The organism is Methylobacterium frigidaeris (assembly GCF_022179185.1).
Taxonomy (GTDB): domain Bacteria; phylum Pseudomonadota; class Alphaproteobacteria; order Rhizobiales; family Beijerinckiaceae; genus Methylobacterium; species Methylobacterium frigidaeris.
Genome location: NZ_BPQJ01000331.1, coordinates 1 through 242 on the forward strand (window position 1 = coordinate 1; position 242 = coordinate 242).

General features: G+C 68.6%; 1 pseudogene. It reads left to right on the top strand.

Annotated features, from left to right (window positions below):
- Positions 1-242 (top strand): annotated as a pseudogene (locus MFF64_RS37275) (carbohydrate ABC transporter permease); the annotation flags it as partial.

Below are 242 nucleotides of genomic sequence, written 5' to 3' on the forward strand. Positions count from 1 at the left end.
CACCTCACTGGCCGTCGCGGTCGGGGCCGTCCTGTCGAACCTGCTGCCCGGGGCGCCCGGCGGCTACGCCTTCGCGCGGATGCGGTTCACCGGATCGCGGATCCTGCTCACCCTGATGCTCGCGACGATGGTGATCCCCTTCCAGCTCACGATGATCCCGACCTTCCTGGTGATGAAGGAACTGGGGCTCATCGACACGCTCGGCGCGCTGATCGTGCGCTCGCTCGTCACCCCGTTCGCGG